The 1,081-nt window shown below is 75.3% G+C and carries 1 protein-coding gene and 1 pseudogene; one reads left to right on the top strand and one right to left on the bottom strand.

Translation table 11 applies throughout. The features are described 5' to 3' along the window. Positions 1-55: 55 nt before the first annotated feature. Entirely contained in the window at positions 56-997 is a 942-nt protein-coding gene (gene bla / locus ACFV5N_RS27985) for a class A beta-lactamase (protein WP_385605387.1), read from the top strand. Between the two features lie 5 nt (positions 998-1,002). Here the strand turns inward: bla and ACFV5N_RS27980 are convergent. Next, positions 1,003-1,081: pseudogene (locus tag ACFV5N_RS27980) on the bottom strand (urease subunit gamma); the annotation flags it as partial.

Below are 1,081 nucleotides of genomic sequence, written 5' to 3'. Positions count from 1 at the left end.
AGGAGCGTGAGGTCCGGTGACCGGGACGGACGGCCGGGAGGGGGCGGCGAAGGCGGTGTGGCCGGCGGAATCGGCCCGGCAGGTGAAGGCGGCGCTGCTGGGCGCGCTGGTGCTGGTCCCGCTGGTGGGCTGTGGCGCGGAGGGGACCGGGGCCGGCGCGGCGGACGCCGCGCGCCCCGCGGCGGCGGTGGCGGACACCGCCGCGGACCCGGCGGAGGAGTTCGCCCTGCTGGAGGAGGCGTACGACGCGCGGCTCGGCGTGTACGCGCTGGACACCGGGAGCGGGGCGGAGATCGGCTACCGGGAGGACGAGCGGTTCGCGTACGCCTCCACCTTCAAGGCCCTGCTGTGCGGGGCGGTCCTGGAGGAGTACGGGCTGGAGGGCATGGCGGAGGTGATTCCGTACGGCGAGGAGGATCTGCTGCCCAACTCGCCGATCACCGAGGAGCGGGTGGCGGAGGGCGGCATGAGCAAGTCGGACCTGTGCGACGCCACCGTCCGCTACAGCGACAACGCCGCCGCCAACCTGCTGTGGGACACCATCGGCGGCCCGGCCGGGCTCCAGGAGCGGCTCGCCGGGCTCGGCGACGAGGTGACGCGGATGGAGCGCTGGGAGACCGACCTGAACGAGGCGGCGCCGGGCGACGAACGGGACACCACCACCCCGGAGGCGTTCGCCGGGGACCTCGCCGCCTACACGCTGGGGGAGGTGCTGCCGGAGCCGGAGCGCGCACAGCTGACCGAGTGGCTGGTCACCAACACCACCGGGGACGAGCTGATCCGGGCCGGTGTGGGCGAGGGCTGGACGGTGGGCGACAAGACCGGCGGCGGTGGTCACGGGACGCGCAACGACATCGCGGTGCTGTGGCCGGACAGCGGTGAGCCGCCGGTGGTCCTGGCGGTGTTCTCCACCCGGGAGGAGCCGGACGCCGACTGGGACAACGCGCTGATCGCCGAGGCGGCGTCGGTCGCGGTCGGGGCGCTGGAGCGCGACTAGCGGGCGCCCGGCAGGACATCGCCCGGGCCCAGCACGCCGCGGGCCTCCTCGATGGTCTCCGCGAGCCGCTTGCCGTCGCGCGCC

This window comes from Streptomyces sp. NPDC059853 (genome assembly GCF_042731495.1).
Lineage (GTDB): Bacteria > Actinomycetota > Actinomycetes > Streptomycetales > Streptomycetaceae > Streptomyces.
This window is presented reverse-complemented; position numbering and strand designations above follow the sequence as displayed.